General features: G+C 36.3%; 16 protein-coding genes. 10 read left to right on the top strand and 6 right to left on the bottom strand.

Features of this window, described 5'->3' with window-relative positions; translation table 11 throughout:
* Nucleotides 1-3,951: a hybrid sensor histidine kinase/response regulator transcription factor gene (locus tag IRZ80_RS03080; RefSeq protein WP_194640087.1), complete on the bottom strand. Its 3,951-nt coding sequence runs from the start codon at nt 3,949-3,951 to the stop codon at nt 1-3.
* A gap of 390 nt (nt 3,952-4,341) precedes the next feature.
* On the opposite strand from IRZ80_RS03080, the gene IRZ80_RS03075 reads away from it, so the two are divergent.
* The 9 genes from IRZ80_RS03075 (at nt 4,342) to IRZ80_RS03035 (ending at nt 18,359) form a co-directional block, all read left to right on the top strand.
* Entirely contained in the window at nt 4,342-7,350 is a 3,009-nt protein-coding gene (locus IRZ80_RS03075) for a SusC/RagA family TonB-linked outer membrane protein (RefSeq protein WP_194640086.1), read from the top strand.
* An 18-nt stretch (nt 7,351-7,368) separates the two neighbouring features.
* Entirely contained in the window at nt 7,369-8,895 is a 1,527-nt protein-coding gene (locus IRZ80_RS03070) for a RagB/SusD family nutrient uptake outer membrane protein (protein ID WP_194640085.1), read from the top strand.
* Nucleotides 8,896-8,978: 83 nt separating this feature from the next.
* Complete coding sequence (locus IRZ80_RS03065; RefSeq protein WP_194640084.1) at nt 8,979-10,151, top strand: cellulase family glycosylhydrolase; 1,173 nt, start codon at nt 8,979-8,981, stop codon at nt 10,149-10,151.
* 146 nt (nt 10,152-10,297) lie between these two features.
* Complete coding sequence (locus IRZ80_RS03060) at nt 10,298-11,350, top strand: glycoside hydrolase family 43 protein (protein ID WP_194640083.1); 1,053 nt, start codon at nt 10,298-10,300, stop codon at nt 11,348-11,350.
* A gap of 1 nt (nt 11,351) precedes the next feature.
* Nucleotides 11,352-13,103 (top strand): sugar-binding protein, encoded by a 1,752-nt coding sequence (locus IRZ80_RS03055; RefSeq protein ID WP_194640082.1) that lies wholly within the window; start codon nt 11,352-11,354, stop codon nt 13,101-13,103.
* 135 nt (nt 13,104-13,238) lie between these two features.
* Nucleotides 13,239-15,059: a glycoside hydrolase family 2 protein gene (locus IRZ80_RS03050; RefSeq protein WP_194640081.1), complete on the top strand. Its 1,821-nt coding sequence runs from the start codon at nt 13,239-13,241 to the stop codon at nt 15,057-15,059.
* Between the two features lie 12 nt (nt 15,060-15,071).
* On the top strand, nt 15,072-16,100 hold the full coding sequence (locus tag IRZ80_RS03045) for a family 43 glycosylhydrolase (protein WP_194640080.1): 1,029 nt from the start codon (nt 15,072-15,074) through the stop codon (nt 16,098-16,100).
* Between the two features lie 58 nt (nt 16,101-16,158).
* Entirely contained in the window at nt 16,159-17,316 is a 1,158-nt protein-coding gene (locus IRZ80_RS03040) for an aldose epimerase family protein (protein ID WP_194640079.1), read from the top strand.
* 62 nt (nt 17,317-17,378) lie between these two features.
* Complete coding sequence (locus tag IRZ80_RS03035) at nt 17,379-18,359, top strand: glycoside hydrolase family 43 protein (protein WP_194640078.1); 981 nt, start codon at nt 17,379-17,381, stop codon at nt 18,357-18,359.
* Between the two features lie 208 nt (nt 18,360-18,567).
* Here the strand turns inward: IRZ80_RS03035 and argS are convergent, their stop codons facing one another.
* Complete coding sequence (gene argS / locus IRZ80_RS03030) at nt 18,568-20,346, bottom strand: arginine--tRNA ligase (RefSeq protein WP_194640077.1); 1,779 nt, start codon at nt 20,344-20,346, stop codon at nt 18,568-18,570.
* 323 nt (nt 20,347-20,669) lie between these two features.
* On the opposite strand from argS, the gene IRZ80_RS03025 reads away from it, so the two are divergent.
* On the top strand, nt 20,670-23,006 hold the full coding sequence (locus IRZ80_RS03025; protein ID WP_194640076.1) for a TonB-dependent receptor domain-containing protein: 2,337 nt from the start codon (nt 20,670-20,672) through the stop codon (nt 23,004-23,006).
* Nucleotides 23,007-23,088: 82 nt separating this feature from the next.
* Here IRZ80_RS03025 and IRZ80_RS03020 read toward each other — a convergent pair whose 3' ends face one another.
* The 4 genes from IRZ80_RS03020 to IRZ80_RS03005 form a co-directional block, all read right to left on the bottom strand.
* Entirely contained in the window at nt 23,089-23,763 is a 675-nt protein-coding gene (locus IRZ80_RS03020; RefSeq protein ID WP_194640075.1) for a copper homeostasis protein CutC, read from the bottom strand.
* A gap of 75 nt (nt 23,764-23,838) precedes the next feature.
* Nucleotides 23,839-24,846 (bottom strand): 3-oxoacyl-ACP synthase III family protein, encoded by a 1,008-nt coding sequence (locus tag IRZ80_RS03015; RefSeq protein ID WP_194640074.1) that lies wholly within the window; start codon nt 24,844-24,846, stop codon nt 23,839-23,841.
* 135 nt (nt 24,847-24,981) lie between these two features.
* Nucleotides 24,982-25,926: an ABC transporter ATP-binding protein gene (locus IRZ80_RS03010; RefSeq protein WP_194640073.1), complete on the bottom strand. Its 945-nt coding sequence runs from the start codon at nt 25,924-25,926 to the stop codon at nt 24,982-24,984.
* Between the two features lie 134 nt (nt 25,927-26,060).
* Entirely contained in the window at nt 26,061-26,744 is a 684-nt protein-coding gene (locus IRZ80_RS03005; RefSeq protein ID WP_194640072.1) for an OmpA family protein, read from the bottom strand.
* Nucleotides 26,745-26,751: the final 7 nt, after the last annotated feature.

Raw genomic sequence — 26,751 nt, 5'->3', positions numbered from 1 at the left:
TTATTTATTCATCGCGATATAATCAGATGGCGACATCGAAAAATGTTTTTGAAAATTTCTGCCGAAACTCGTCTGTGATCTATAGCCTACCATTTCGGCAATTTCATACATTTTGTAATTTCCGTTCAAAAGCAGTTCTGCGGCTCTTTTTAAACGTACAATATTAATCAGCTCGTTCGGACTCAGATTTGAAATGTCTTTAATTTTTCTATACAGAGTTGAACGGCTCATGTTCATTATTTCTGCCAGAGATTCTACACTTAAATCAGGATCGACTATGTTTTTAAGGATTTCTTCATCGAGTTTTTTCAGGAATTTTTCGTCAGTCTTATTATGCGCAATGCTCTTGATGTGCGAAAGAGGCGAACTTGCGTAATAATTCATAATCTGCCTTCTGTTTTCAATCAGATTATTAACCTGAACTTTTAAATAATCCGTCGAAAAAGGTTTGGCTATATAAGCGTCGGCACCAACTTCCAAGCCGTCTATCTGTGATTTAAGCGAGTTTTTGGCCGTTAGCAGAATAACTGGAATATGACTGGTTTCTAAATTTGTCTTAATCTCTTTGCACATTGTAATTCCGTCCATAACAGGCATTGAAACATCGCTTATAACGAGCTGAATATTTTCGTTATGAATGATTTTCAATGCGTCTTCACCATTCTCAGCTTTCAAAACAGTATAATTTGAAACCATTTCGGCAGTAATAAAATTTAAAAGATCCAGATTGTCTTCAACCACTAAAATTTGAGGTTTTTCGAGTTTTGTCTCGGACTCGGCTATTTCAGACTCAGACTGGCTCGGTTCCTTTTCTGAATCAGTGTAAAGCATAAATTCTTCTTCCTGATGCAATGGAACAGTAAGCTCAAAAACATTCCATTTAACATTGGCAAGCAACTGCAGATTTCCATTATGCAGTTGTGCCAGCGAATGTGCCAGCGAAAGACCGATTCCTGTTCCAGACGAATTATCAGTATTATCAACTCTGAAAAAGGGTTCAAAGATTTTGTCTTTGAGCTGAAACGGAATCAGATTTCCATCATTTTTAACGATCAGAGTCAGTTTTTTTTCATCTCTGAAAAGCGTTATTGAAACCTTATCTTTAGAATATTTTATAGCATTGTTTATTAAATTACTAAGGATTTTTTTGAAAGCTTCTTTATCAACAAAAGCAAAAATGTCTCTCTCGCCTAATGCCAGTTCAAAGTCAATTCCTCTTTCTTCAATAAGCGGCGTAAACCTTAAATGCAGATTTCTAACTAGTGAAGAAATATTGGCTTCTACGAAAGTAAGTTTCAATCCCCCAATTTCAGATTTTCTGAAATCCAATAATTCATTCACCAGTTTTAGTAATCTGGAAGTATTTTTCTTCATTATAGAAAGGTTCTGAGGAACTTCGGCAGACTGATAATCCATTGCCAAAAGTTTTTCCAACGGTCCTTTTATAAGTGTTAAAGGCGTTCTGATCTCGTGCGCAACATTGGTAAAAAAATCAATTTTAGCCTGATAAATTTCTTTTTCTTTTTCGTCATTCAAATGCTTGATCTTGCGGTTATTTTTGATCTGAGTCAGGTTTTGCGAATAACGGATGATATAGTAAAACGATCCTAAAATCAATAAAAGATAGAAAAAATAAGCATACGAACTCGCCCAAAATGGAGGCAGAATCCTGATTTTTAATTTTATCTCTTTGCTCCAAACCCCAAAACTGTTTAATGATTTTACTTTAAAAACATAATTACCCGGAGCCAGTTCCGTAAAAAAGACTTTATTGTTTCGCTCAAGATAAACCCAGTCTTTGTTTACGTTTTCAAGCTGATACCAATATTCTGTAAGTTCGGGCGCAGTATAATTGAGCGACGCAAATTCAATATTAAATGACGACTGATTATTATCAAGTTCTAATTCATCAATATGCGAAACCGACTCTTTTATAGGAGAATCATTTTCATTTGGATCGACATCTTTATTATTAATTTGAAGATTGGTAATGAAAATAGAAGGCGTATATTTATTTTTAGTGAAATTCTTTGGATTAAAACTGATCATTCCGTTTAGATTCCCAAAATACATATCGCCGTTTAAATCCTTAAAAGCTGATGCATAATTAAACTGATCGCTTAACAAGCCATTTGCAGTAGTATAAATTTTGATGCTTTTATGATCCGGACTGAATTGCACCAGCCCTTTAGAAGTGGTCAGCCACAGATTTTTATTGGCCTCTTCCAAAATCGAATAAACAACATTACTCGGAAGGCCATTTTTGGTTGTAAACTTTTTAAAGCTTCGGGTTTTCTTATCAAATAAATTCAATTCATTTTCAGTCGCAATCCATAAATTTTTCGAACTGTCTTCAAAAATATAGTTGATAGAATTATTGCTGATGCTATTTGGATTTTTATAATCAGAGATAAATACTTCTTTTTTTCTCGTTTTTGGATTATAAAAAAACAACCCATCCCTGTAACTTCCTGCCCAGTAATTCCCTTCACTGTCAACCTTGAAAGTAGTATAATGAACCGTTTCCGGAAATGTCTTCAAAATATCAAAATAATCCTTTTGTTCATTGTAACGGTAAAGCCCCATCGTAGTAATTACAATGAGATCTTTGTTCTGCAATTCGCTAAATGAAAAAATAAAATTGCTTCGCAAACCGGTCGAAGGATCATTGGCACTATAATGTTTGATTACATTTCCCGATTTTCGGTCCAGAATATCGAGACCATGCTCAAAAGTCCCCACCCAAATCTTATCTTTTCTGGGCATTAAAGCGTGAATGTTATAATACGAAATGCCACTTTTGCTCCCGTTCGGTAAATAGGAAGTAAAAGTCTGCGTCCTCGGGTTAAAACGGTTCAAGCCCGAATCCTCGGTACCAATCCAGAGATCGCCCTGATCGTCTTTGTGAATTTCTCTGACTGCGCTCCCGCTTATCGAGTTTTGACCTTTCTGAGGGAAATACTTTTTAAATTGGGTATATTGTTTTTGATGATAGTTGATACCGCCAAAGTAGGTTCCAATCCAGACTCCGTTTTCTTTATCGATCGTGATCGAATAGGAAGCATTATCTGAAATAGCATAAGGATCGTTATAATTTTTTCTAAGATTGATGTTTCTTTTAGTTTTAAAATCATAAACATAAACACCCGATTCACTTGCAATCCAAACCTCATCGTTGCCACGTTTTTTAAACTGACGAACAAAAACCGGATCTTTTCCGGCAAATTGCAGTGACGATGTGGTTTTGCTTTTTAAATCATATACCAATACGCCATGATCCTGCGTTCCAATTAAAATTGTATTTTTATTAAAAGCATAAATAGATGTAATCCTAAAACTGGCTTTATTAGCCGGCGGATTTATAGCAACATTTTCAAATGAAAGGCTTTCTTCAGAGTAATGATATAATTTATTTAATGATGAAGCCCATATTTCACCATTTTCATCTCTTGAAATAGAGGTCGTCACAAAATATTTATTTGGATTAAAGGTTTTGGTCTCCTTGCTCAAAGTCGAATATTTATAAAGAATACTGCCGGATACAAACCAGATATTCCCTTTTTTATCGTGATTGATATCATTTATCCTGTCATTTATAGCTTCGTTCAAAACCATAAACTTATCGGTCTTCTTATTGTATTGGTACAAACCTTTATCTGTTCCTACCCAAATCACTCCTTTATAAGCGTGAATTGACTGAATATAATTGCTTCCCAGACTGTGAATCGGGTCAGACTGGCTTCTATAAGTCTTAAAACGGTATCCGTCAAATCGGTTCAGACCGTCTTTTGTGCCAAACCACATAAAACCGTCTTCGTCTTGTGCTGAAGCTAAAACAGTGTTATTAGAAAGTCCTTCTTCAACCTGAAAATGTTTAAAATAATATTCCTGACCCTCGATAAAATTTATCGAAAAAAAGAATAAAAATGTAAAAAGAAAGAATTTACGCATCGTTATATTTTTTTATAATAAAAATAGATCTAATCAAATCGTGTCAATATTCTACCAAATGTTGCAAGCCCTTATTTTTCTGGTCTTTTTTATACAATTTGAACCATTTGAGATAAATATTGACACAAATGAAGCATTTTATTTTGAATTAAAATCACCTACTTTGAATTTTCAAATAAATGATATCGATAATTTTTAGGCTTAAAAAATATACTATCTGTAAAATTTAATTTGAAAAAAAACATCAAATATAATTTTAAACCAAAATGAACACATTATTCTTTACGAGCAGAGTCAATTATTTTTCTGCCCGAATCAGAGATGATTAAAATTTTAATTATTTATTGTAAAACCAACCAAAAATTGAAAACTATCTAAAATGAAAAATCAATGAAAACAAAGTTCACTCAAATTTTAAAGCAGAGATATTACCTCTTGTTTTTCTTTAGTTTATTATTACAGCAAACGTATGCCCAGCAGCAAACTGCCATTACGGGTAAAGTTACCGCTGCAAACGGAGAATCGATTCCATTTGCCAATGTAAAAATCAAAGACACAAAAAACGGCACAGTAACTGATTTTGACGGAAGTTATAAAATCACAGCAGGCTCAAACCAGACTTTAGTTTTTAGCTCACAGGGATTTAAAACAACAGAAATCAGTATTAATAACCAAACTACTATTAATGTAACTTTAGGTGAAGCTACTACAAAACTCGATGAAATAGTAATTGTCGGATACGGTTCACAGCACAAAAAAGACCTTACTGGAGCTGTTTCACTGGTAAAAACTACAGAAATTCAAAAACGCCAAATTACAACAGTTGCAGAGGGACTTCAAGGTACGGTTCCCGGCGTTAAGGTTCGTGGCGGCGGACGTCCGGGTCAGGAAGCTAATATTGAAATTCGCGGTCTGAAAAATCTTCAGAGTTCCAATCCACTGTATGTAATTGATGGTTTAGTAACTACAGCAAACAGAGATTTTAATCCTAATGATATAGAAAGCATTCAGGTTTTGAAAGATGCGTCGGCAGCTGCTATTTATGGTTCCAGAGCTGCAAACGGGGTAATTATCATTACTACTAAAAAAGGTAAAAAAGGACCGCTTAAGATTGAAGTTTCAGCAAAAACCAGTTTTACTACAATGCCTCGTTATGATTTAATGGGAACTGAAGAATTTGCAAAATACAACAACATGGCTTATGATAATGCCGGAATACCAAGACAAAACTTAAATATGGCAGTAAACACAGACTGGCAGAACGAAGTTTTCAAAACGGGTATGATTCAGGATTATAATGCAAGTTTTTCTGGAGGAAATGAGAACTCATCATTTTTCATGTCAGGAAATTACTTCGGGAATGAAGGAACAGTTAAAGGAACTGATTTCGACAGAATCTCATTCAGGGTAAATTCAAGCGGAACAAAAGGAATTTTCAGCATTGGAGAAAACTTAGCCATCAGCAACGCAAAAACAGATGAAATGTCTGGAGCTCCAATTATTGATGTGTACAGATTACTACCTACAATTCCAGTTCACGATGCAAGCAATCCTGGAGGATATGGTTACGGTAAACAAGGTGTTGCCAATACATTTGGTACAAACCCGCTGGCTCTTGCTGATTTTGCTAATGCGACAAACGAAAATTTCAGAATCAGAGGAAATATCTGGTCTGAATTAAAATTGGCATCATGGCTGAAATACCGTTTCAATTTTGGATATGAAACCAGCTTTGACAGCTATAATTTCATGAGAAAATTAGGAAACTGGACATTAAATCAGCCTTATGAGCAGTCTTTCATCAACCAAAACAAAGGAAGATCTGAAACATTGCTTTATGAAAATACTTTAAACTTCAAAAAGGATTTCGGAAAACACAGTATTACGGCTTTAGTTGGGCAAACATTCCAAAAAGATAATTACAATCAGATTAATGGAACAAAGAGGAATCTTTTGGTAAACCCAAGTACAGGCGAGTATTTTGATGTTTTGGATTTAGGAAATTCACCGGAAGTCGGCGGATTTAGAAATGAAGCTGCTTTGACTTCTTACCTAGGGAGATTAGAATACAATTATGACAACCGTTATTTGTTCAACGCTGTTTTCAGACGTGATGGTTCTTCAAAATTCAGCAATGAAAACAAATGGGGTAATTTTCCTTCCGTATCCGCAGGATGGAGAGTCAGCAACGAACCTTTCTTTAAATCAGAACTTATCAGCGATTTAAAAGCCAGAGTAAGTTATGGAGAATTAGGTTCTGGAAATATTGGAAACTACGAATATCAAGGTTTCATCAATACTAATGGAGCTATCGTTCTGGGAGACGGACAAACATTGTATCCATCTGCTGCTCAGGTAAGACTGGCAAATTCGCAATTGCGCTGGGAAAAATTAAAACAAACCAATGTGGGTGTTGATTTAGGTGTCTTCAAGAACGATTTACGTTTTACAGGAGATTACTTTATTGCCCGTACAGAAGATGTATTATTTGGTTTCCCAATTTTATTCACAACAGGTAATGATGGCGGAAATCCAATTTCAAATGCTGCAACTGTTGAAAATAAAGGTTTCGAATTAGAATTGGCATATAGCAAAAAAATCAATGATTTTTCATTCAATGCATCAGTCAACTTTACAAAAGTAAACAACAAACTGGTTTCATTAGGAAACGGACAAAACGAAAGCATTCAGGGAAATACTATCACCCGTGCCGGAAATCCAGTAGGTATGTGGTATGTTTTACAAACAGATGGCTTGTTCCAGAATCAACAGGAAATTGACAGTTACAAAAATGCTGGAGGAAAAGTAATTATGCCAAATGCACAGCCGGGAGATATCCGTTTTAAAGATGTAAATGGTGACGGAGAAATTACAAACGAAGACAAAGACATCGTTGGAAGTCCTTGGCCGAAATTTGAAATGGGATTCAATGCAGGAGCAGAATACAAAGGATTTGATTTCTCTATGAACTGGATTGCTTCTCACGGTGCAACTGTTTATAACGGATTCAGAAGTGTTGTAGACCGTTTTGATGATGACAGTAACTACAGAAGAGGAATCCAGCCTTGGACTCCTGAAAATCCAAATACTGATTTCCCAAGAATTGTAAAAGGAACAACTTTGAACTCAAGAGGAGACAGCGACAGATTTTTAGAAAACGGTGATTTTATCCGTCTAAAATATATTGGGTTTGGATATAATCTTCCAAGCAGTGTTTTGGCAAAATCTGGAATTACAAGAGCTAGATTGACATTATCTGCACAAAATATAATTACAATTACTAAATACAAAGGATTAGATCCTGAGTTCAGTAACGGTAACATTTTTGAAAGAGGTGTTGACAATGGGGCTTTCCCAAATTTACAGACGTATTCATTTGGTGTTGAATTTAGCTTCTAATTTTTAAAAAATCGCGTAATGAAAAAAATAGTATTAATAATAGCAGTTTTTACGGGTCTTTTCTTCACCGCTTCATGTGAAAAAGAATTAGATCTTGACAATCCAAATGCTCTGACAACAGAACAATATTGGAAAACCGAAAGTGATGCACAGGCAGGAGTAAACTCCATTTATGCCATGTTTTATAAAGATGGATTATGGGCAAGATGGATTTACTTCCGTCTGGATTTAACCTCTGATGAAGGTTACAGCAACAGCCCGTGGATTGAACTTGCAGACTGGACCAGATTTAATTACATCAATTACAATTTCTGGGAAGGAAACGTGGTTACTTGGAGAGATACTTATAAAGCTATTTTCAGATGTAATCAGGTTTTAGCAAATGTTCCAAACATTCCTTTTCAAAATGAAGAAAACAAAAAGAGAATTTTAGCCGAAGCCAAGTTTTTAAGAGCCCTGCACTACTACTATGCTTCTATTCTTTGGGAAAATATTCCAATCGTTTTGACTCCTTCACAGCCAAATGACCTTCCGGAACAAAAAAATGTGACCGAAGTATGGGCTCAGGTTGAAAAAGATTTAAATGAGGCTTTCGCTGATTTGCCTGCAGATTGGGCTTCAGATCAAACAGGAAGACCTGATAAAGGTGCAGCAAAAGCATTTTTAGCAAAATTATACATGCAGCAACACAAATGGCCTGAAGCAAAATCGGCTTTGGAATATTTAATTTCCGGAGCTGGTGCAAAGTACAGTTTGGTTTCAAACTACAGAGACAACTTTACAGATGCAAATGAAAACAACAGCGAATCTGTTTTTGAAATTCAGTTTGGAGATCAAAGAAAAGGCGGAACTGACGAAAGTCAAAGTGCTGCCGTTTCAAGCAACCGTGCTCAATTTTTTGCACCAAGAAGTATTGGATGGTCAGATGGTCAGGCTCGTTTTTGGTTAGTAAATGCCTTCAAACAAGAGAAAAACAAAACTGGAAACCTGGATGTCAGATTGAGATATACTTTGTTTTATCCAGAGTTAGAAGCTGATTTTGGAGATAAAACTTACGGTAAAAACTGGGAATGGAACAACAACGAAGCCTGGTTCAGAAAAGGTGCCCGAGATTATTACAGAAACAATGAAGATTATTACAGTCAGGTAAACTACAGACTAATCCGTTATGCTGATATCTTATTGCGTTATGCCGAAGTTTTAAATGAAACTGGAAATACAGCACAAGCATATCAATATGTAGATATGGTTAGAGCACGTGTAAACATGAATACACTGGCATCTGCTCATCCTGAAATCGGAAACGATCATGATAAATTTTTAGAGCGCTTGAAAATAGAAAGAGTTTTAGAATTAGCCGGAGAAAGTGTTCGCTGGGAAGATTTAAAACGCTGGGGAGATTTGAATACTCAAGCTTCTGTTGACAAAATTGCACTTCGTGACCCTGATTTCAAAAACTTCGTAGTTGGTAAAAATCAAAGATTGCCAATTCCACAAGTTGAGGTAGAAAACAACCCAAACTTAAAACAACACCCTGAATATTAAAATTATTTTTTTAAGGGAATCAGATGCCACTTATCTGATTCCCTTATCATAAAGAACAATTGTTCAAAATAACAAAAATGACAATGAAGAAAGTAAAATTGTATCTGACATTTATGTTAGCAGGACTGGCATTGCTTAGCTGCAACAAAAAAAATAATTCTGAAGAAAATAAAAATGAAACAGCATCTATCGAAAAAAGAGAAATCTGGACCAAGGATCAAGCTAATAAATGGTATGCAGAACAGCCTTGGTTAGTAGGCTCAAATTATTCTCCTAGCACAGCTATAAATCAGTTAGAGATGTGGCAGTCAGCCACTTTTGATCCAAAAAGAATTGATCAGGAATTAGGCTGGGCAGAAGGCCTTGGCATGAATGTAATGCGTGTCTATCTACACGATTTATTACACCAGCAAGATGCAGAAGGTCTTTACAAACGCATGAACACTTTTTTAGAAATTGCAGATAAACACCATATCAAAACGCTTTTTGTTTTATTTGATTCCTGCTGGGATCCGTTTCCTGCTTTAGGGAAACAGCGTGATCCAAAACCACACACACACAACTCAGGCTGGGTTCAGAGTCCGGGACAAAAAGCGCTTCAGGACAAAACACAATATCCTCGATTAGAGAAATATGTAAAAGAAACGGTTGCAAAATTTAAAGACGACAAACGTATTTTAGGCTGGGACGTTTGGAACGAACCGGATAATATGACGGGACCATCTTATGAAAAAGTTGAAATTAAAAACAAAGCCGATTTGATCCTTCCTCTTTTAAAAGATGTTTTTGCGTGGGCAAGAGAAAGCAATCCGTCTCAGCCTCTGACTTCAGGTGTTTGGGTTGGTGACTGGAGCGACGAAACAAAAATGGCACCAATGCACAAAATGCAGATCGAACAATCGGATATTGTTTCATTCCATAACTACAACACACCGCAGGATTTCGAAAAAGTGATCAAACAATTACAGCGTTACGGAAAACCATTATTGTGTTCAGAATATATGGCGAGACCAAACGGAAGCACTTTCGAAGGATTCCTTCCAATTGCCAGAAAATACAATGTCGGTATGATTAACTGGGGATTTGTTGACGGAAAAACTCAGACAAAATACGCTTGGGACAGCTGGACAAAAACATATACTGCTGAACCAAAACTTTGGTTTCACGAAGTACTGCATACTGACGGAACACCATACATTCAAGCCGAAACCGATTTGATCAAAAAAATGACTTCGGAAGCAAATAAGAAGAATTAGATAATGTGTCAATTTGATAATTAGAAAATTATTTTGCCACAGATTAAAAGATTAAAAAAAGATTAAATCATTTTAATCCGTGTAATCTGTGGCAAAAAACAATTAGTGGAATTCGTGGCGAGAAAACTTCCAAAACTTTTAGCAACATGAAAAAAAACACAATAAAACAACTCTTTTTTTTAGCAGTAATTCTGATAGGATTTTCTGCAAATGCACAACAGCCGGATCCTCCCGGGCAGGTGAAAGGAAACGAAAAACCTAAAAACGAGGCCTATCTTTTTGCACACATGACACACAATGATTACGGCAGATTATATTATTCTGTGAGTCTTGACGGTTTGCATTGGGAAAACCTGAATGATGGAAAACGTGTTTTTGAAGAATACAAAGGTCATCCCGACATCTGCAAAGGACCCGATGGAAAATACTATATCGCAGGAAACACAGGTGATGATGCCAAAAGCATAAACATTTGGGTTTCGGACGATTTGATTACCTGGAAAAAACATTCCGATTACACTCCTGATTTAAAAAGTACGCCTGGTTATTCAAATGCTTTACAAAGAATTGGCGCCCCAAAACTGTATTACGACAAAGATTCTGAAAAATTCATCATGACGTGGCACACTCCACATCTTGAAGGAACTAAGGAAGATGGGGAACGCTATTGGGCGAGCCAACGAACTTTATATGTTTTATCCAAAGATTTAAAAACCTTCGAAGGAACTCCAAACCGTCTATTCGATTGGGATATGGGAACCATCGATGTATTCATTCGTAAAATCGGCGATTCCTACTACGCAGTAATCAAAGATGAAAAGTACCCAACCTTATACTGGACAACCGGAAAAACGATTAGAATTGCCAAATCAAAATCATTATTAGGACCTTATTCTTTGCCCCAGCAATCAATCAGTCCAAACTTTAGAGAGGCCCCAATGCTGATTCCTTCTCCTGATGATAAAATTTGGTACATGTATTACGAACAATATCCTGGTGTTTCATACGGATTATCAATTGCAGATAACCTAAACGGACCTTGGTTTCAAGCTTCAGGTTACACCTTTTTCTCCAATTGGGACAAATACAGTCTCCCTGAAAAAGTGCGCCACGGCTGTATGATTACAATTTCACGAAATGAATATGACGCTTTGGTGAAAAAATTTGGCTTGACCAAAAACTTAAATTCAAAAAAATAAGATGACAAACAAAAACAATCTATTACTAGCGTTATTATTGATTCCAATGCTGTCGTGCAGTGATGCATCAAATGATACAGTCAAGGAAGAACCGACGGTAGAACAAATTGCGTCAAGTCCTGCGGTAGAAGGTGTTAGAATAGCTTGGGATTATAGTTCTCTGACGCAAATTTCAGATAAAAACAGTTCAGATTACAATGGTTATGCCAGATTGATACAATTAAACAGCAAGAAATTAATATGTACCTATGAATCTGGAGGAGCAATTTTGGTAAAAATCAGTGATGATTTAGGCAAAACCTGGAGTTCGCCCATTAAAGCCGTTTCAGGAACAGCAACCGTAAATATGACAACGCCTGATATTTTACAATTGAAAGATAATTCAATTTTAATATGCTTTAATCCAAGACCGATTGGTGCAAATAATTCGGGAGAAAAATTTTCGATAAATACCATTAAAAGCACTGACGGCGGATTAACATGGAACGGAAATCAGGTTATTTATGAAGCCGATTCCAAATTTGAAAACGGCTGCTGGGAACCTTCGGCTATTCAAATTCCAAGTGGCGAAATTCAATTGTTTTTTTCGAATGAAAATGTATACAGAAGTTCTAACGAACAAAATATTTCATTATTACGATCTTCGGATAATGGTTTAACATGGTCGGTAACCCCTGCTATTGCAAGTTTCCGAGCAGGAAGCAGGGACGGAATGCCCTCTCCTATTCTGCTGAAAAATCAAACAGAAATAGTTTTTTCGATAGAAGATAATGGTGTTAACAATCAGTTTAAGCCTTACATCATTCGAAATACAATTTCCGATAACTGGCAGCAAACTATTACCGGAAACAGTCCAAACCGTAATTATGCCTTAAAAGAAGAACTGAATAATGCTATTTACGGCGGAGCTCCTTATTTAGCTCAATTAAGCACTGGTGAAGTTTTAATGTCTTATCAGGGAACCGATAATAGATTGACAAACAGTATTGACAACGCTGATATGAAAGTTGTCATAGGCACTAACGATGCCAGGAATTTTAACAGAAAGTCAACTCCTTTTCTAGTATCCGACGGAAAATCAGCCTTATGGAACAGTATTGCTGTTCTTGATGATGACACGGTTATAGCCTTAACTACCACCAATCAATTTGGCAGTAATTCGCAGGTTTGGATGATAAAAGGACATGTTCTGCCTGAAATTGGAGCAGAGAACGAAACGGCAGCAATAGACGGACAAAGTAATGAAGCGGTTTGGAAAAAAGAAAGTCCTGTTTTTATAGGACAAAAAGGCGCAGCACAATTAGAAGCTAATTTTACTTACGATGCATCATTTTTATATGTTTTTGCAAAAGCAAAAGACAGCCAAATCATAAATTCAAATTCATTGACAGACAGTGATGGTTTTAATTTATATCTGGATCCTAAAAACAGAAGCTTAACAGCTCCTGGAAAATCAATATTTAAATTAGAATTCGGACAGACCACAGCTTTCTCAATCTCTGAAGGAGAAAACAGTAAATGGAAGAAATTAGAAAATGTACAAGGTATTACAGCAACGACAGTTAAAACAGCCAGTGGTTATCAGATAGAAACTAAAATACCGTGGGAATTATTAGGAGGAATCCCTTCAAAACAAACAAGAATAGGCTATAGCGCAGAACTTCGGGAAAAAGGCGCAGCAAATTATATAGAAAGCATTTCGGGCAGTATCGGTGATAAACCTAATACGTGGCTGACACTAAAATTGAATTAAAAAAACATAAAAATTGGTTAGTTGAGTTTGATTAGCAATTACCAGGCTTATGCGAATATAAGTCTGGTAATTCATTTTGATTTAAAAAAAAACATAACGGCATCACATTAAATGACTGCCCAAAAAATATACAGCATGAAAAGAAAAAGCATCCTTTTTTTAGCCTTGTTCTCCCTATTTACAGCAAATGCGCAATGGAAACCGCAGGGAGATAAAATCAAGACAAAATGGGCCGAGCAGGTTGACCAAAAAAAACCGTTGCCTGAATATCCCCGCCCGATTATGGAGCGCAGCCAATGGAAGAATCTGAATGGTTTATGGAATTATGCCATTCAGGAATTTGGAAAAAAAGTGCCTTCAAAATATGACGGGCAGATTTTGGTTCCGTTTGCTGCGGAATCAAGCTTATCTGGCGTAATGAAAGAGGTGGGAGCTAAAAATGAGCTTTGGTACGAAACTGCTTTTTCGATTGAATCTGACTGGAACGGTAAAAATATCCTTTTGCATTTTGGTGCTGTTGATTGGAAAACAGAAGTTTTTATTAATGACATAAAAGTAGGTTCGCATACAGGCGGATACACTCCGTTTTCATTTGATATTACACCTTTTATCAAAAAAGGAAGCAGTCAAAAACTGGTTGTAAAAGTCTGGGATCCTTCAAATGACGGACCTCAGCCAAGAGGAAAACAGGTCAAAAATCCAGAAGGAATCTGGTACACACCAGTAACGGGAATCTGGCAGACGGTTTGGATAGAACCTGTAAATGCCAAAAATATTTCAGCATTAAGAACAACGCCGAATATAGATCAAAACACCATCAGCATTAAAGCAGATGTAAACAGAGCAGAAGCTGGAGATTTAGTTGAAATTTCTGTTTTAGACAACGGAAAAGAAATTGCCAAAGAAAAAGCGGTTGTTGGCGAGAACAATGATATTGTCATAAATTCTCCAAAATTATGGTCTCCGGAAAATCCGTTTTTGTATCAGACTAAAATTCGTTTAATTAGTAAAAACAAAGTCGTTGATGAGGTGAAAAGTTATTTTGCAATGCGAAAAATTTCATCCAAAAGAGATGAAAACGGCATTATGAGAATGCAGCTGAACAACAAAGATTATTTCCAGTTTGGCCCATTAGATCAAGGCTGGTGGCCTGACGGACTGTACACTGCACCCACAGACGAAGCTTTAAAATACGACATTGTTAAAACCAAAGAATTAGGTTTTAATATGATTCGCAAACACGTAAAAGTTGAACCGGAACGCTGGTATACCTACTGCGATCAGCTGGGAATTTTGGTCTGGCAGGATATGCCGAGCGGTGACGATCAGCCCATTTGGCAAAACAGAAAATATTTCGAAGGAACAGAATTACAGCGTTCGGCAAAATCGGAGGAAATCTACAGAAAAGAATGGCGTGAAATTATGGATCACTTGTACTCCTACCCTAGTATTGTTGTTTGGGTTCCGTTTAACGAAGCCTGGGGACAATTCAAAACCGTTGAAATTACTGAGTGGACAAAAAATCACGACCCTAGCCGATTGACAAATTCATCAAGTGGAGGAAATCATTTTCAAACTGGAGACATTTTGGATCTGCATAATTATCCTGGCCCGGAAATGTATTTATACGATGCCCGAAGAGTTACTGTTTTAGGAGAATACGGAGGAATCGGTCTGCCGCTTGAAGGACATTTATGGAGAGCAAACGACAACTGGGGCTACATTAAATTTAAAAACGAAGCCGAAGTAACTGCTGAATATATCAAGTATGCCAAAATTCTGAAAAACTATGTAAAAACCGGATTTTCAGCCGCGGTTTACACCCAAACCACAGATGTTGAAGGCGAAGTAAACGGTTTTATGACCTACGACAGAAAAGTGGATAAAATGGATTTCAAAGCCGTAAACAAAATAAATACCGAAGTCATAAATACCCTGAATCAGTCGAATAAATAAAATACAACTGAGATGAAAAAAACAGCAATCTTCCTTCTTTTAGCAATTATATCTGTTGGATATTCCCAGCAGAAAACATTCACAAATCCAATTCTGCCATCAGGCGCAGATCCTTACAGCACCTATTATAAAGGATATTATTATTACACCAATACACTTGGAAACCGTTTGGTTCTATGGAAAACAAAAGATTTATCCGATATAAAAAATGCCGAAAGCAAAGTAATTTGGACACCGCCAAAAAACACTGATTATTCGGCAGAAATCTGGGCACCGGAATTTCATATTATCAATGGAAAATGGTACTGTTATTTTGCTGCTGACAACGGAGACAACAACAAGCACAGAATGTATGTTTTGGAAAATAAATCGTCTGATCCATTTAAAGGAAAATTTGAATTTAAAGGAAAAATCGCTGCCAAAACTGACAAATGGGCCATTGACGGAAACATATTTGAACATAAAAACCAGCTGTATATAATCTGGGCTGGCTGGGAAGGCGATACAAACGGACAGCAGAATATTTATATCGCCAAAATGAAGAATCCGCTTGAAATTGACGGTGACCGTGTAAAAATTTCTTCACCTTTAAACGATTGGGAAACGCATGGCGCACTGCATGATGATGTGAATCCTCCGCAGGTAAATGTGAATGAAGGGCCTCAGTTTTTGTCAAAAAATGATAAAATTTTCATCGTATTTTCGGCCAGTGGATGCTGGACAGATTTTTATTCTTTGGGATTACTGAGTTTTAACGGAGGAGATAATTTATTAGATGCTTCGGCCTGGAAAAAATCGGCAGAACCTATTTTTAAACAATCAGATAAAAATAAAGTGTATGCTCCGGGACATAATTCATTTTTTAAATCTCCTGATGGGAAAGAAGACTGGATTTTGTACCACGCCAATTCAAACCCTGGAGAAGGATGTGGTAACAAAAGATCGCCCAGAATGCAGAAAATTAACTGGGATTCTAATGGATTTCCGGTTTTGGGAGAACCAGTAAGCGAAGAAACAAAATTGGCAATTCCATCTAAATAATTAGAAAAATTTTTAAACCAGAGAATGAGATTACTTCATTCCTCACAATGATAAAAAAATGAAAAATATTCAAATCGCAGCTGTCGTTTTGCTGGCACTTTTTCAGTTTAACTGTAAAGACAATAAAAAAGAGAATACCGCAATCAAAGTTGACTCAGTAAAACCAGTTTTAGAAACCAAAAATTTTGACACTATAATCGATGGTAATAAAGTCAATTTATACTGGATTGAAAATAAGGGTATCAAAGCCGCCTTTACTAATTATGGCGGAAGATTAATTGGACTTTGGGTTGCCGATAAAAATGGAAAACAAACCGATGTGGTTGTTGGAATGAACAGCGCAAAAGGTTTCAAAAACTCAACAGAGCCTTATTTTGGAGCTACTATCGGAAGAGTCGGAAACAGAATTGCAAAAGGCAGATTCACATTGGAAGGAAAACAATATCAGGTTCCGCTAAACAATGGAGAAAATGCGCTGCACGGCGGTGTAAAAGGTTTTCAGGATGTTGTCTGGGATGCAGTAAAAACAGATGAAAAAACATTGGTTTTCACTTATGTTTCACCTGATGGAGAGCAGGGTTTTCCCGGGAATTTATCTGTAAAAGTAACCTACACGCTTACAGATGATAATTCAGTTAAAATGGAATACGAAGCGGCAACCGACAAAACCACAATTGTTAATTTGACCAATCACGCCTTTTTTAATTTGAACGGAGAAGGAAGCGGAACTATTTTAAACCACGAATTACAGATTTATGCCAATGAATTTACACCGGTTGACGAAGGCCTGATTCCAAGCGGTGAATTAAAACCGGTAAAAAATACTCCATTTGATTTTACTTCAAAACACACTATTGGAGAACGAATTGAGACAAAAGACGAGCAGTTGTTATTTGGGAAAGGATACGATCATAATTATGTTTTAAACGGAACAAAGAAAAACGGGCTGAATCACGCGGCAACAATTTCTGGTGATCAATCAGGAATCACTCTGGATATTTATACAGAAGAACCTGGACTGCAATTTTACAGTGGCAACTTCATGCAGTCAAAAAACACTTTCAAATCGGGCTCAAAAGATGATTTCAGAACAGCATTTGCTCTTGAAACACAGCATTTCCCTGACGCACCAAATCAGCCAAAATTTGCTCCTATTGTTTTAAAACCGGGGCAAAAATATCATACCGTTTCCTATTATCAATTTTCTGTGAAGTAAAAACAAAAGTCAGTCATTACTCTTCCATAGGAATGACAAGCTAAAACCCAAACCAATAAAACATGAAAAAAACGCTATCTATAATAAGTCTGCTGTCAATTTTCGCAGCCTGCTCACAAGAAAAGAATTCTGACAAACCAGTAGAAACCAAACCAACTACTACCATTTTTCTGGCCGATCCGACGATTTTTTACAATAACGGATTGTATTATTTATACGGAACTACAAGCGGAAACTTCCCAAACGGAGAAGGATTTCAAGTTTACACTTCATCTGATTTAAACGATTGGAAAGGTCCAGCAGGAGCCCAAAATGGTCTTGCTTTGAAAAAAGGAGAAGCTTTTGGAGACAAAGGTTTCTGGGCTCCACAGATTCTTCAGTATAAAAACAAATTCTATATGATTTATACTGCCAATGAAAATATTGCGGTTGCAAGCAGTGACAATCCTTTAGGCCCTTTTAAAAATGACTCTAAAGAACCGATCATCAAAACCGGAAATCAGATTGACCCTTTCATTTTTATTGATGAAGATGGAAAAAAATACCTGTACCATGTCCGCTTAACAAATGGAAACCGAATTTTTGTTGCCGAAATTAATGATGATCTTCAAAGTATAAAACCAGAAACACTCACCGAATGTATTTCGGGTACTTTGCCTTGGGAAAACACACAAAATGCCAGCTGGCCCGTTACAGAAGGTCCAACTGTTATAAAACACAATGGTTTGTACTATATGCTGTATTCTGCCAATGATTTCAGAAACCCAGATTATGCGGTAGGTTATGCAACCAGCAAAAGTCCGCTGGGCCCTTGGGAAAAATCAAAAGACAGCCCAATTATCAGCAGAAAAAATACTAATCAAAACGGAATTGGCCACGGTGATGTGTTTTGGGACAAAAACAACAAAATGCATTACGTTTTACACACCCATTTCAGCCAATCGGAAGTTTCCCCCAGAAAGGCTGGCATTATTGATATTTACTTTGACGGAGATTTAATAAAAGCCGAAAGCAGCAGTTTTAAATTCCTGAATACTAAATAATCAGGAATTTTATAATTTACCACGGCATTCGCTTTTAAAAGTTTCTGACACGAATTACACTAATTTGCACGAATTAAGATTGCTGTTTAATTACACAAAATATTCGAAACTGTAAAAGTTATAAAATTTGATTTCAATTTTGATAAGAATTAGTGTTAATTGGTGAAATTCGTGTTTATCTTTTTTTAAATGCAAATGCCGTGATAATTTACATTCTCTCCGGAACATTTATGCCAAGTAAACTAAAAGAATCAGCAATAACATCTGCTACTTTTTTGGACAGCTGTACTCTGAATGTTTTTTTAGCTAAATCAGTTTCCCCAAGTATAGAAACAGCCTGGTAAAAAGAATTGTACTCACGTACTAAGTCATAAGTATAATTGGCAATCAAAGCCGGGCTGTGATTATTGGCCGCGTTCTGAATCACTTCTGGAAACAACTCAAGCTGTTTTATCAGTTCTTTTTCCTTTTCGTGTACCTCTGCAACGCCTGATACTGCATTCAAATCAAAATCGGCTTTTCTTAAAATGGATTGAATTCTGGCATAAGTATACTGAATGAAAGGTCCTGTATTTCCAGCAAAATCAACCGATTCTTCTGGATTAAAAAGGATTCTTTTCTTTGGATCCACTTTCAAAATATAATATTTAAGTGCTCCAAGACCTATTGTATTGAATAGTTTTGCTTTTTCCTCATCAGAATAACCGTCTAATTTCCCTAAATCTTCAGAAATTTTTTGGGCAGTGCTGGTCATTTCATTCATTAAATCATCGGCATCTACAACGGTTCCTTCTCTCGATTTCATTTTTCCGGAAGGCAGATCCACCATTCCATATGATAAATGGAAAAGATTGGAAGCCCAGTCAAAACCTAATTTTTTAAGAATCAAAAACAATACTTTAAAGTGATAATCCTGCTCGTTTCCTACAGTGTAAACCATTCCGCCAACATCCGGCATATCTTTTACACGCTGAATCGCAGTTCCAATATCCTGCGTCATATAAACCGCGGTTCCATCAGAACGCAACACAATTTTACGATCCAAACCTTCATCAGTCAAATCAATCCAAACCGAACCGTCTGGGTCTTTTTCAAAAATCCCTTTGTCTAATCCTACTTGAACGACATCTTTCCCCAATAAATAGGTGTTGCTTTCATAATAATAGCTGTCAAAATCAACTCCTAAGTTTTTGTAAGTTGTTCCAAAACCGTCATAAACCCATTGGTTCATCTTTTTCCAAAGTTCGATAACTTCTGGTTTTCCAGCTTCCCAATCCAAAAGCATCTGTTGTGCTTCAAGAATGATTGGCGCTTGTTTTTTGGCCTCGTCTTCAGTTTTTCCTTGTGAAATTAATTGGTTTATTTCTTCTTTGTATGCTTTATCAAAAGCCACATAATAATTTCCAACCAGTTTATCGCCTTTCAAACCTGTCGATTCGGGAGTTTCTTCGTTACCAAATTTCTGCCAAGCCAGCATTGATTTGCAGATATGAATTCCTCTATCGTTGATGATTTGAGTTTTATAAACTTTCTTGCCCGAAGCTTTGATAATTTCGGCAACTGAATATCCTAACAAATTATTACGAACGTGTCCTAAATGCAGCGGTTTATTAGTGTTTGGCGAAGAATATTCCACCATCACTGCCTTATCATCTGCCGAAGGCATTACAAAACCGAATTTATCAGAACTTCTGATTCCATTAAAGAAATTCAGATAATAACTGTCTGCAATCACAATATTTAAAAATCCTGAAACCACGTTAAAACGAGCTACTTCTGAAACATTTTCTACTAAATAGTTTCCAATTTTGTTTCCTAATTCTACAGGATTACTTTTTACCACTTTCAATAATGGAAAAATCACCATCGTTATATCGCCTTCAAATTCTTTGCGGGTAGCTTGAAACTCAATTTTATCAATGGTTACGTCAAACAAAGTCTGAATTGCTTTTTCTATCGATGGGGTAAGAATATTGGATAATGACATCTTATGATTATTTTTTTTTAAGTGTGCAAATATAAGGCTTATTCGCCAAATAGCGAAAGTGAATAACTACATTCTGTTTGAGACTGCCTTTTTAAAAACGTTACTGTAAAATAGTATCCAATAGCAGGTGAAAAAAGTCTAAAACAATTCAAAAACATGCTATTTCAAGAAAAAAAATCAGATGCCAAACCTTTAATAATCAAAGTTTATCAATACGAATCGAAACAAAGATGTATTTTTTTTTCAAAAATATTGTTACAAAACAAAGACAAAACAGTCTTATTTGCAATCATCAATCAAAATCATCAATCAAAAAAACAATTATGAAAATTAAACTTTTAGTGTTTTTCCTATTGAGTTTCGTGGGAATTACAAAAGCAGAAAACCCAGGAGTCCTTTCGGGTAAAGTAAAAAACAAAGCAACAAACCAGCCGGTTCAATACGCTTCGATAGTAATAAAAGATGCCGGAAAAATAATTACCGGAATTGTAGCTGACGAAAACGGAGCTTTTTCCATTAAAAATTTAGAACTAAAAAAGTTTACACTGGAAGTAGAATTTATTGGATATAAAAAATACGCCACGTCTATTGAATTAAATTCCGTAAAAAAGAATTCCTCGATCGAAATCCTTTTGGAAGAGGAAGCCACAGAACTGCAGTCGGTTGATATCGTCAAAGAACATTCGATGATTGAACAAAAAACAGATCGAAAAGTAATTAACGTAGGCAAGGATTTGCTGAGTGCAGGAGCAACAGCTTCCGAAATTCTGAACAATATTCCTTCGGTAAGCGTAGATCCGCAGACCAATGCGGTGAGCCTTAGAGGAAATTCAAACGTTCGAGTATTTGTGGATGGCAAACCATCAACTGTTAGTGCTTCTCAGCTATTACAGCAGATTCCGGCAGCTTCAATTAAACAAATTGAATTGATTACCAATCCTTCGGCCAAATACAATCCGGAGGGAATGAGCGGCATTATCAATATAGTATTAAACAAAAATGCTAAAATTGGTTTTAACGGAAGCGTAAACAGCGGCATAACCTTTGGTGAAACTCCAAAAACCAATTCCTCTTTTGACATGAATTACCGTAACGGAAAATTCAATCTTTATGGAAATTATGGTTTAACAACCGGAAAACACCATAATCATGGAAAAATAGAAACGCTGGAGCCAAACGAAGAAAATACACAAAACTTTGATTTTTTAAATAACGGTACTTCACACTTGGCCAAAGTAGGTTTTGATTTTTATTTGAATGAAACCAATACAATTTCTGTTTACACAACACAAAACATCAATAATGAAACAGGAAAATCAAATGTAAATGTAATTTATAACAACCCGGCTGCTAATATTAATCAGATATTTAACAGCAAAAATGATAATTATACCCAAACCTATAATTTCGATTATAAGAAAAGCTTCAAAAAAGAGGGACATACCCTTGAATTTGAAGCCAATTACAGCAATAATGACAATGAAGAAAACAGTTCATTCACCAATCCAGCTGCATTGAATGATATAACCAATAAAGGCGAGAATATTTTACTGAATCTGGATTACGTAAATCCTTTGACAGAAACTATCAAACTGGAAGCCGGATTGGAAACCCGTCTTGAAAACACAAAAAATAATTTTCTGCTGAATGACGCTTATAATTCTGATTTCAATTACGAAAGAAAAATTTATTCAGCCTACACTACCATTGCTAAACAATGGAAAAAATGGAATGCCCAAGTGGGAGCCCGTTTTGAAAAATACACTGCCGATGCACTTTTCCAAAAAGTAAATCAAGCCGACGGAACATTTAATGATGATTTGTTCACTGTTTATCCTTCTGGTTTTGTGACCTACACACCTACCGAAAATAATTCCTTCAATTTCAGTGTTTCAAAACGTGTGGACAGACCGAGCATTGATCAAGTGAATCCTATTCGTGAATGGAGTACGCCTTTGATAGACTCTGAAGGAAATCCTGAATTATTTCCTCAATTTACTAACTCGGTAGAATTGAATTACACACGAAAAACTAAAATAGGTTCTATCACTTCGGGCGTTTTTTACCGTCAGATTAATGACGAAATTACAAGAACCCTTAATGAAAACCCTACTGATCCCGAAAGACAAATTTTGTCGTATGCCAATTTAGGCGACAACAACGCTTATGGAGTGGAGCTTTCAGGAAATCTGGATTTCACAAAATGGTACACTGCCAACATCAGTTTTGATTTATACAACAAAAAAACCAAAGGATACGTGGAAACCGATTATGTAGAAGTAGATGTGACCACTATAAACTCCCGCATAAGCAACACTTTCAAAGCGTCAAAAAATCTGCGCTTCCAATTGACAGGAATGTATCGAGGCGAGGATTTGGGACTACAGTTCCTAAGAAAACCAATGTGGAGAATCGATGCAGGTTCAAGTCTTACCATCCTTAAAGGCACTGGAACTATAACCGCCCGAGTAAGTGATTTATTTGACAGTATGCATTTTGCCTTCGATGCTACAAAACCAAAATTACAAACCGGAGAATTCCATTGGGAAAGCCAAACGGCCTACATTGGTTTCAACTACCGTTTTGGAGCTGGAAAAAACAAAGCAGTTCAAAGAAAAGAAAGAGATAAAAACGAAACCCAAGGAAGCGGCGGTTTCTAAAAATTAGTTTTAATATTAGAATTGGTTACAAAAGAAGAAACCCCAGAGAATGCCAACTCTGGGGTTTCTTATGCTTTTACATTTAGTGTAAACTCTGTTTCAATGCTTTTATTTCATCAGCATCTGCTGTTTCGCCTGAATCAGTAATTGCAGAAGAGTGATAAAAAAGAGCATTTGTTTTTCTCATTATCATCTTACTATTTAAGGAGCGAAATCCTCCGCCTGGCATTATTACAATTCTGTTTTTTGCTTTTTCTGCCAATACCGATAATACCTCAATTCCTTCCAAAACATTTGCTGCTTGTCCCGAGGTTAATATGGTTTTGAAACCGCAGTTAATAACTATTTCTAACGAATCATAAACCGACGGAACCACATCAAAAGCGCGATGAAAAGTGCATGGAAATGGACTTGCCAAAGCAACTAGCTGCTTGTTCTGTTCAACGTTTACAGTTCCATCGTTATTCAAAATTCCAAACACAAACCCATCGGCTCCTATACTTTTAAACTGCTCAATGTCATTCTTCATTTTACTGAATTCTTCATTAGTATATACAAAATTTCCTCCCCGAGGCCGAATCATTACATACATCATAATATGCAATTCGCTTCGGACTTTACGTGCAGTTTCAAAATCAGGAGTAGTACCTCCTTCCTTCATGTTGGCACATAATTCTATTCTATCTGCCCCATTTTGCTGGGCAATAACTGCAGATTGTAAATTAAAACACGCGATTTCAAGTAAGCTGTTTTTCATTTCAAAAAATCTTAAAAAAAAACTTGAAGTACAGCCTTCAAGTTTTTTTAAATTTAATTATCACAAAGTTTTATATTACCATTTTATAATTGCGCTCGCCCATGTAAATCCGCTTCCGAAAGCTGCTAAAACTATGGTATCGCCGGATTTTATTTTTCCTTTCTCCCAAGCTTCGGTCAAGGCAATCGGAATAGAAGCAGCAGTAGTATTTCCATATTTTTGAATATTATTGAACACCTGATCATCTTCTAGCCCGAATTTCTTTTGTATAAACTGCGAAATTCTCAAATTTGCCTGATGCGGAATCAGCATATCAATATCCGAAACCTGCAGATTATTGGCTTCCAAACCTTCATTGATAACTTCAGCAAAACGAACCACTGCATTTTTAAATACAAACTGTCCGTTCATATAAGGAAAATAACTTTCGTCATCTGGATTATTGTCGGCAATAATATCGGTAACCCATCGCGCTCCCATTCCCGGTGCAGTCAAAGCTAATTCCTCAGCATGAATTCCTTCTGAATGCAGGTGTGTTGACAAAATACCTTTCGACAGATCTTCTTCTCTGCTCAAAACAGCAGCTCCTGCTCCATCTCCAAAAATCACCGAAACTCCTCTGCCTCGTGTTGTCATATCCAATCCAGTAGAATGAACTTCGGAACCAATTACCAGAATATTTTTATACATTCCCGTTTTAATGTATTGGTCGGCTACAGAAAGTGCGTAAACAAAACCCGAACATTGATTTCTAACATCCAATGCTCCAACTGTTCTCAATCCTAGATCCCGCTGTACCAAAACTCCTGGTCCTGGAAAATAATAATCGGGACTCAGTGTTGCAAATACTACAAAATCAATATCAGATGCAGCAACACCTGAACGCTCTATCGCAATTTTGGCCGCTTTCACACCCATTGAAGTAGTAGTATCCTCACCTCTGATGATATGTCTTCTCTCCTGAATCCCTGTTCTTTCCTGAATCCATTCGTCATTGGTATCAATGATTTTGGACAAATCATCATTAGTCACTACATTATCTGGGACATAATATCCCAATCCCGTTATTTTTGAATGGTACATAGTTTATCTTTTTATTAAAATCAAGACGTAAAATTCAAACATCCTTTAAAAAATCAGAATACAATATCGTATTTTTTTAGATATTTCCAGTTTTATTCAGCATTTATTTTTCTTTATGCTGCTAATAGTCTTTTCTTAAATGATTTTTAATATCACCTCCTGATTGAATTCTAAAGCAGTTTCATGCTCAAAAAAGATAACTCTTCTGTCGAAAACAGCTTTTATTAAAAAACGGCTTCCTTTAAAAAAAGATTCTTTTACTATTGCTTTTATAGTTCCAGCAGGATCTGCTTTTAACTGATGCGGATACAATAAAACGACCTCGTCTTCTCCTTCAATCGGCATTAACTGAGATAATTTTAATTCATTAACTTCACCAAAAAGGGAAGCAACATATTTATTCAAAGGATATTTATAGACATCGGCTGAAGGTCCTTTTTCCATAATTCTTCCCTGATACAAAACAATGGTCTCGTCCGAGAAAGAAAGAGCATCAACACTATCGTGAGTCGCTATAAAACAAGTGATTTCTTTTTTCTTTAAATAAGCAAAAAGGTTTCTTCGAAGTGCGTTTTTTCTAAAATTATCAATATGGCTGAACGGTTCATCTAACAGTAAAACTTCTGGCTCTAAAGCCAAAACTCTAGCCAAGGCCACTCGCTGCTGCTGTCCTCCGCTCAATAATTTCGCTTTTACATTTGCAAATTCAGTCATTTCGACCATTTCCAGCAGTTCTTGAATACGCAGTTTCTTTAAAGGCATAAAACCATTAGAAAGAAACTTGCCTACATTTTCGGCTACAGTTTCGTAAGGCATCAAATCAAAATCCTGCGCCAGATATTTCATAAATGGCATTCCTGGAATCAAATTATATTTTGGCCCCCGGATCTCTGTATCATTATACAAAATGCGTCCATGATTTAAATCATACATACCATAAAGCAGTTTTAAAAGCGTACTTTTTCCACAGCCGCTCTCACCAAGAATTGATATATTCTGCCCTTTAGCAACAGTGAAGTCTACATTTTGAATTATGATTTTCTCGGTGTAGCCGAATGAAATATTTTGAACTTGAAGCATTCTACAGCATTAAAATTTAAGAAAACAAAGATAGTTTCTTTACTAAAAAAAATATGTTGATAATTGAATTTAATCCAAAAAAAAACTGCTTTTATGATAAAGCAGTTTTTTTCAAATATCATTGAGGCTAACCTTTATTGTTTCTTTTTAGCGTCTTCAATCATTTTAGCATTTGCAGTAATTGCAAATTCTACACGGCGGTTTTGGCTTTGTCCCTCTTTTGTATCATTCGTTGCAATTGGGTCAGCTATTCCATAACCGGATGTTTTGAAACGGCTTGCCGCCAATCCTTTTGAAATCAAATACGTTTTTACAGATTCGGCTCTTTTTTGTGAAAGTGTCAGATTGTACTCTGGTTTACCCGTATTATCCGTATAACCAAAAATTTCAATGTTGGTATCTGCATACGAATTGAATACTGGAACTAATTTATCCAGATTCGCTTTGGCTTGAGCTGTCAAAGTCGCTTTATTTACATCAAAACGAACAGCGTTCTCGTTTAAAGTCAAGTGAATTCCTTCTCCTACTCTTTCCACTTCTGCTCCAGGCAGAGCCTGATCTATTTCACGGGCTTGTTTATCCATACTGTTTCCAATCAAGGCTCCGGTTCCGCCGCCTACAGCAGCACCAATCGCAGCACCTGCAGCAGTTCCTAGCTTGGTATTGTTTCCAATAATTGCCCCGATAACTCCGCCGGCAACGGCTCCTATTCCTGCTCCTTTTTGAGTATTATTGGCATTCTTTACTGAATCACATCCAGTAAAAAGAATGCTTAACATAAACAAACTGCTTAGTCCTATAATCGATATTTTTCTCATTTTTCCT

The organism is Flavobacterium sp. HJJ (assembly GCF_015351475.1).
Lineage (GTDB): Bacteria > Bacteroidota > Bacteroidia > Flavobacteriales > Flavobacteriaceae > Flavobacterium > Flavobacterium marginilacus.
Note: the sequence above shows the minus strand (reverse complement) of the source record. Positions and strands in the feature narration are given on the sequence as shown.